Raw genomic sequence first — 6,392 nt, 5'->3', positions numbered from 1 at the left:
GCAGTCTGCCCCGCCTGACCGGTGGTCGGGGCCAAACGACGCGGCTGTGATCCTGTGACCCCGCCGACCCGACCGCCCCGCGGCGCGTCCACGGGCAGGTCGAACCGAGGGTCCGCGGTGGCTGTGACAGGCCCGCCGGCCCGGTCGCACCGAACGGTGCTCGCCTCCTGCGGGTGGCCCATACCGGTAGCGTGCTCACTGTGAACTCCCGCCCGTCCGGACCAGTGCTCACCGACGATCCGCTGGCCCGCGTCGCTGCCCTGCCCGGCGTCCGCGAAGCGGCGGACTCCGCCCGCGCGGCGGTGGACACGCTGCTGCGCCACCGTGTCCTGCGCCGCCAGAGCGCCGAGGTCACCACCGAGGCGTCGCTGCGTGCCGCGCGCGCCTCGGCCAGCCTTGAGGGCCACGACGTCAGCCTGGACCTGCTCCGCCAGCATCTCCAGGACGCCAACAACGACATCCCCGGCGACCCGGCGTTCACCAGCGGCCCGGTGCCCACCAGCGGCATCGACCCGGCGCTGCCGGTCGTGCTGGGGACGGTCCGCCTCTACGGCGAACTCGGCATCCTCGCCCCGGCCTGGGAGCGCGCACCCCGGCAGGCGCTGGCCCGCATGCACGTCCTGCTCGGACGCGGAGTCCTGCCCGACGAACTCCTCGGCCGCCCCCGGCCGGACGCCGGCGGACCGGACCTGATGGACCCGCTGCGGTTGGGACCGCCGCCGAGCACCATGGAGGCCTCGGTCCGTCTCGACGGCCTGACCAGGCTCCTCGTCGCCCCGACCACCGCGCCGGCGATCGTCGTCGCCGGGGTCGTGCACGGCGAACTGCTGGCGCTACGCCCCTTCGGCGTCCTGGACGGTGTGATCGCCCGCGCGGCCGCCCGGCTGGTACTCGTCAGCCGTGGGCTCGACCCGAAGGCCCTCACCGCGACGGACGTCGGGCATCTCGAGGCCGGCGGCCCCGAATCGGACCAGCCGACGGACGAATCACCAGCCGCGCCCGTGCTCGACTACCGCGCCGCGGCCGACGCCTATGTGCACGGTGGCGCCGCCGGTGTGATCGCCTGGCTGCGTCACAGCGCCCGGGCGCTGGAGCTGGCCGCCCGGGACTCCCTGGCCATCTGCGAGGCCCTCTCCCGCGCCTGAGCGGCTGGCCGGCGGACCCGCGTCGGCAACGGCGCGCTGACGTTGCCGGGCCATGTCATCATCCAGGGGTGACGGAAGCCGAAGGGTCGCAGTCGCAGCGCCCCGACCTTTTCCAGGTGTCAGTTGTCTGGACAGGCCTTGAGGACGTCGCTGTCCTGGCTGCCAACCAGTTCGCCGTGCAGATCGACGGCCCGGACGGCGTGCCCGAGAACATCATCCTTGCTGTTGGGCACGCCACCCCGCCGCTTCTCCTGGGAACCCCCGAGGAGAATCGGGCCGTTGCCGGAGAGATCAAGTCGCTACCAGTCAAGCCGCTCGCTCGGTTGAGCCTGTCACCAGCGAGGGCGAAGGCCCTGATACACGTGCTCTCCGAGATGGTCGCGAGGATCGACAACGAGGGAGGCGCGCAGCAACCATGACCATCTTCACGCTTGAGCAGTCAACAACCTCCGCCGCGACGGTCAACCTCGCGACGGCGACGACAGGCTCGCTGACCCACGTCTCGGTGTCGTCAGCCTGGAGCGGGCAGTTCGCGACCGCTGCTGGGGCTGTCGCGAACCAGCTGCGGCAACCCGCGGCACCTGTCCGCCGCAGACGACTGGCGTTCGGCGCCGTGGGCGCAAGCGGTACCGGTATCACCGATCAGATGGATGATCTGCTGGCAGCAGGCTTCGGCCAGGACTGACCTGGGTGCTTCTCGTCGACACGGGGCCGATCATCGCCGCGGCCGATCGCAGCGATCACCATCACGCCGCCTGTCTGGACCTGCTCGAGCAGTCCGAGGGGCCGCTCATCACCTCGCCGCTCGTGATCGCCGAAGCAGCCTATCTGCTCTGTAGAAAGCTGGGCCCCGCGGCCGAGATCAGCCTGTTCGACTCGATAGTGCAGGGCGATCTGATCATGGCGGAGTTGAAGGCCGCGACCTGGGCACGTATCCGGGAGCTGGCCGATCGGTACAAGGACCTCCCGCTGGGAGGCACGGATGCGAGTGTTGTCGCGCTGGCCGAACAGCTGAGGACAACTCAGGTGGCCACTACCGACCGGAAACATTTCCACGTTGTTCGGCCTGTCCACGTGCCGGCCTTCACGCTGCTGCCCTAGTCCCCGCGCCCTACTGATCCGCCCCGATGCCGGGAGTGCCGGTCGGTGTGCGGTCAGGGCCGCGTGTGCGGTCGACGCGACATCCGACCCAGCGGACGGTGAACGGCCGAAGCCCCTGGCCACGCAAGCTCTTCGCCTTACGGGCAAACAACCAGTTTACCGATTTGGCGCCCTGTGGATGACCGTCATCCACAGGGCCTTCGATGGCGCATGGTGGTCCGGTCCGCTCGTATCCGACCGGGAATCGAGGCGCCATGTCCCCCGCGCTGCCCCCGCCGACCGCCACGCCGCCGCCGGCCAGAACTCCCCCGCCGACGGGCCCCGCGCCCTCCGATCACGGCGCAGGCGGGCAGCCGCACCGGCCGCTGCTGGTGACCGGCCAGCCAGAGCTGCTGGAAAGGCTGCTCCGGCTGACCGACGCCGCCGCGGTGGAGCCGACCGTCGCGCTCGATCCGTCCACCGTGCGCCAGGGCTGGGTGTCCGCGCCCCTCGTGGTCGTGGGCATGGACCGGGCCGCGGCGTGCCTGGCCGCCGGCCTGCCACCGCGACCGCGGCTCGTGCTCATCGGTGACAGAACCGCCAACAAGCGGGTGTGGGAGTACGGCGCCGACCTTGGCGCCGACCATGTGCTTTTCCTGCCGGCGGCGGCGGGCTGGCTCACGGCGGCCTTCGCCGAGTTCTGCGATGCCGACCGAACCCCCTGCGCCACGATCGGGGTGGTCGCCGGCCGGCGGGGCAGCGGCTCCTCGACGCTGTCCGTGGCGCTCGCACTCGCCGCGCTGCGCAACGACCTGCGCACCATGCTCATCGATGCCGATCCGCGGGGCGGTGGGCTCGAGCCCGGTTTCACCTGTCTGATTCCCGCGGTCAGGGATGGCGGTGGGAAGCTCGGCATCGATCCCGGGGCCGGGCTCCCCGCGGGCGGGGAACGCCGGGGCGAACTCTCGGTGATCACCTGGGACGAGCAGGCCGGTCCCGAACTCTCGTCCCTGGCCATGACCGACCTGCTGGCCACCGCCCACGCCACGTCCGACCTGGCCGTGGTGGACCTGCCGTGGCAGCCGGATGACGCGGCCGCCGTCGCCGTCGCAGCCTGCCGCACTGTCCTGCTCCTGGTGCGGGCGAACCCGCAGTCGGTGATGACGGCGCGACGGGTCGCCACGGCCATCTCCCGGCACTGCGCCGACGTGCGCGCCGTGATCCGTCTGGACGGCACCCCGCCACCCGGCGCCGGGTCGTCGGATGCCGCGCCGTCGGATGCCGGGTCGCACGCGTCGGCGTCGGGCCGTCCACCCGCGCAGCCGCAGACCCCGGAGCAGGTCGGCCACGCCCTGGGCGTGCCCGTCGCCGGGGTGCTGGCCGGCGTGCCGTCCGCGTTCGACGACCAGTTGCTGACCGCTCTGGGGCTGCTCGACGTCCGGTCCGCCGGTGGCAGCGGCTCGGGAGCCCGGCCATGACGCTCCAGTCGCCCCGAACATCGCAGCCTCGCCGGCCATCCGGGCCGGCCGGCCGGCCGGCCCGCACCCACCGCCGCGGCCCGCAGGACGACGGCCCGCGGCACCGACGAGGCGCGCACCGCCAGCGCCGGATTCGGCGGCGGGGCGAGGCCTGGAAACCGGCGAAGGCTCGGGGACTGTCCCGGGGACGGCCCGCGGGATGGGGACGGGCTCCGCGGTGGGGACGCAGGCGTGGGTGGGGTCGGGGCCGGTCCGCTCGAGGAGTTCCTCACCGACCCGCATGTCACCGATGTCCTGGTCAACAGCCCCGATGAGGTCTGGGTGGAGCGGCGCGGCCGGCTGACCCGAACGTCGGTCAGATTCACCGACGAGGAAGCCGTGCGGCGCCTGGCCATCCGGCTGGCGGCCGCGGCGGGCCGGCGGCTGGACCTGGCCATGCCCTTCGCCGATGTCCTGCTTCGGGACGGCACCCGCATGCACGCCGTGCTCGCGCCGACCGCCCTGCGCGGCACCTGCCTGTCGCTGCGGCGGCCGCGGCGGCATCCGTTCACCTTTGACGAGCTGCTGCTCGCCGGGACGATCAGCCCGGCGGTGGCCGCCGTCCTGCACGCGGTCCTGACCGCCCGGCTCGCGATCGTCGTGACCGGCGGCACCGGTACCGGCAAGAGCACCCTGCTCGCCACGCTGCTGGGCGCGGTGCGCCCGGGCGAACGCATCGTCCTGGTGGAGGACACGGCCGAACTCGTCGTGCAAAGACCCGGCCTGGTGCGGTTGGAGGCGCGACCACCCAACATCGAGGGTGCCGGTGAGATCACCCAGCGTGATCTGGTCCGGCAGGCGCTGCGGATGCGCCCGGACCGGCTTGTCGTCGGTGAGGTTCGCGGGCCGGAGGTCCTTGACCTGCTGGTCGCCCTGAACACCGGGCACGAGGGCGGGTTGAGCACGGTGCACGCGAACGACACCGCCTCGCTGCCCACCCGACTGGAGGCGCTCGCCGCCCTCGCCGGGCTGTCGCGAGCGGCCGTGCACAGTCACATCGCGGCGGCCCTGCACGCCGCCGTGCACCTGCGCCGTGATGCCCAGGGGCACCGGCGGGTCCACGCGATCGGGGTGTTCCACCGCACCGCGGACGGCCTGGTCCGGGTCGTGCCGGCGCTGGCCACCCCGCCCGCGGCGGGCGAGCGGCGGGGCACCGGTCCGGTGGCCGCGCCCGGCCTGCCGCTGCTGCGTGGCCTGCTGAGTGCCCGAGGGGTCGCTCTGCCGGCGCTGGCCGAGCTCCCCGGTCTGATCCGGGGGCCAGCGTGACCGGCCGGGCGCCGGCCGCCGTCGCGCTGGTGGCCAGCGGCCTTCTGGCCTGGCTGTTCGCCGGCCCGGTGGCGGCGGTGGTGGTGGCCGTTACCGCCGGCTGTCTGTATCGCGCCGGCGGCCACGCCCGGCGCCGCCACCATCAGGCGCGGGTGCGGGCACGGGCTGAGGATCTCCTCGCCGCCGTCGCCGCCGAGCTCGACGCCGGCGGACCACCCGCGGTCGCACTCCACGCGGCGGCGAGCGGTGTGCTGGCGACCGCGCGGCGCGCCGTGGCCATCCCGGGCGGCGGCGGACGACCCGGATCAGGGTGGATTCCGCTCGACCGGCTGGCGGCCGCGCTCGCGGCGGCGGACGACCCGGGCGATGTGCTGTGCGCGTCCGAGGCGGGGTCGGTCCGTCAGCTCGGCATCGCCTACCGGGTCTGCACCCGGGCCGGCGCCCGGCTGGCACCCGTCGCCGAGATGCTCGCCGCGCTCGCCCGCTCCGATGCCGTGCGCGCCGCGGAACTGTCCGCGGCGCTGGCCGGGCCGCGGGCCTCCGGCCGGCTGGTTGCCGCCCTGCCGATCGCCGGGATCGCCTTGGGCTCGCTCACCGGCACCGCGGTGCTGCACACCCTGCTGGCCACCCCGGCCGGTGTCGCCTGCCTGCTGATCGGCGGGCTCGCCGATCTCGTCGGCCTGCGCTGGTTACGGGCCTTCGCGGACGGGGTGCAACGGCGCGCCGGCCCGCTGGCCGTCGATGCCCACCGCCTGGATGTCACGGAAGGTGACAATCAGCGTCGGGCCAGGGCACGGCCCGACGCCGGGGCTCGGCGCGCGCGCCTGCTCGCTGATCTTCCGCTTGCCCTCGACCTGATCGCGGCGGCGCTGCGCAGCGGCGCGACACTCGGCGCCGCCTTCGTGGCGGTCGGTTCCGCCACCGGCGGGGAGCTGGGGGAACAGCTGCGGGCCGCGGCGCGTGCGTTGGCCGCGGGCGCGGACGTGCCCTCGGCCTGCGCCGACCTGGTCGCCGCCACCCAGCCGCGGCACAGGCTCGACCTGTTCGGCCGGTGGAAGTGGCGTGGCCCGCGGGGCTCGCCGAGCTCCCGATGGCCGGCGCTGGCCCAGACGGCGGTCACCGCCTTCGACCGGGCGCACCGTTCCGGGGCTCGGCCGGCGGCGGCCCTGACCCGCCTGGCCGAACGAGCCCGCGCCGAGAGCCACGCGGAGACCATCGCCGCGGCCCGGCGAGCCGGTGTGCTCGCCGGGGCGCCTCTCGGGCTGTGCTTTCTCCCCGCCTTTCTTCTGATCAGCGTCGTTCCCCTGGTGCTCGGCACCCTGCCGGCGCTGCTACCGGCCCAGGCCCTGGCTGGCACCTGACCTGCACCCACCCGTCGTCCCGC

The 6,392-nt window shown here is 74.2% G+C and carries 7 protein-coding genes; all 7 read left to right on the top strand.

What is annotated here, in order from left to right:
* The first annotated feature begins 200 nt into the window (after positions 1 to 200).
* Complete coding sequence (locus G6R24_RS05545) at positions 201 to 1,145, top strand: Fic family protein (RefSeq protein ID WP_163548093.1); 945 nt, start codon at positions 201 to 203, stop codon at positions 1,143 to 1,145.
* A 68-nt stretch (positions 1,146 to 1,213) separates the two neighbouring features.
* Entirely contained in the window at positions 1,214 to 1,564 is a 351-nt protein-coding gene (locus tag G6R24_RS05540; RefSeq protein WP_163548092.1) for a hypothetical protein, read from the top strand.
* A complete protein-coding gene (locus G6R24_RS05535; RefSeq protein ID WP_163548091.1) occupies positions 1,561 to 1,830 on the top strand; it encodes a hypothetical protein in 270 nt (89 codons plus the stop codon). Before G6R24_RS05540 ends, G6R24_RS05535 begins: the two co-directional genes overlap by 4 nt.
* A 5-nt stretch (positions 1,831 to 1,835) precedes the next feature.
* A complete protein-coding gene (locus G6R24_RS05530) occupies positions 1,836 to 2,246 on the top strand; it encodes a type II toxin-antitoxin system VapC family toxin (RefSeq protein WP_163548090.1) in 411 nt (136 codons plus the stop codon).
* 254 nt (positions 2,247 to 2,500) lie between these two features.
* Complete coding sequence (ssd, locus tag G6R24_RS05525; RefSeq protein ID WP_163548089.1) at positions 2,501 to 3,703, top strand: septum site-determining protein Ssd; 1,203 nt, start codon at positions 2,501 to 2,503, stop codon at positions 3,701 to 3,703.
* Between the two features lie 231 nt (positions 3,704 to 3,934).
* Entirely contained in the window at positions 3,935 to 5,008 is a 1,074-nt protein-coding gene (locus tag G6R24_RS05520; protein ID WP_163548088.1) for a TadA family conjugal transfer-associated ATPase, read from the top strand.
* Positions 5,005 to 6,369 carry a type II secretion system F family protein gene (locus G6R24_RS05515; RefSeq protein ID WP_163548087.1) on the top strand — a complete coding sequence of 455 codons (1,365 nt, stop codon included), beginning with the start codon at positions 5,005 to 5,007 and terminating at the stop codon, positions 6,367 to 6,369. Before G6R24_RS05520 ends, G6R24_RS05515 begins: the two co-directional genes overlap by 4 nt.
* Positions 6,370 to 6,392: the final 23 nt, after the last annotated feature.

The organism is Candidatus Frankia nodulisporulans (genome assembly GCF_902806475.1).
In the GTDB taxonomy this organism is placed as follows: Bacteria; Actinomycetota; Actinomycetes; order Frankiales; family Frankiaceae; genus Frankia; species Frankia umida.
Note: the sequence above shows the minus strand (reverse complement) of the source record. Positions and strands in the feature narration are given on the sequence as shown.

Bases quoted from the DNA above. Each gene is read 5' to 3' on its own strand.
- G6R24_RS05535 (WP_163548091.1), top strand. From the start codon at position 1,561: ATGACCATCTTCACGCTTGAGCAGTCAACAACCTCCGCCGCGACGGTC.
- ssd (WP_163548089.1), top strand. From the start codon at position 2,501: ATGTCCCCCGCGCTGCCCCCGCCGACCGCCACGCCGCCGCCGGCCAGA.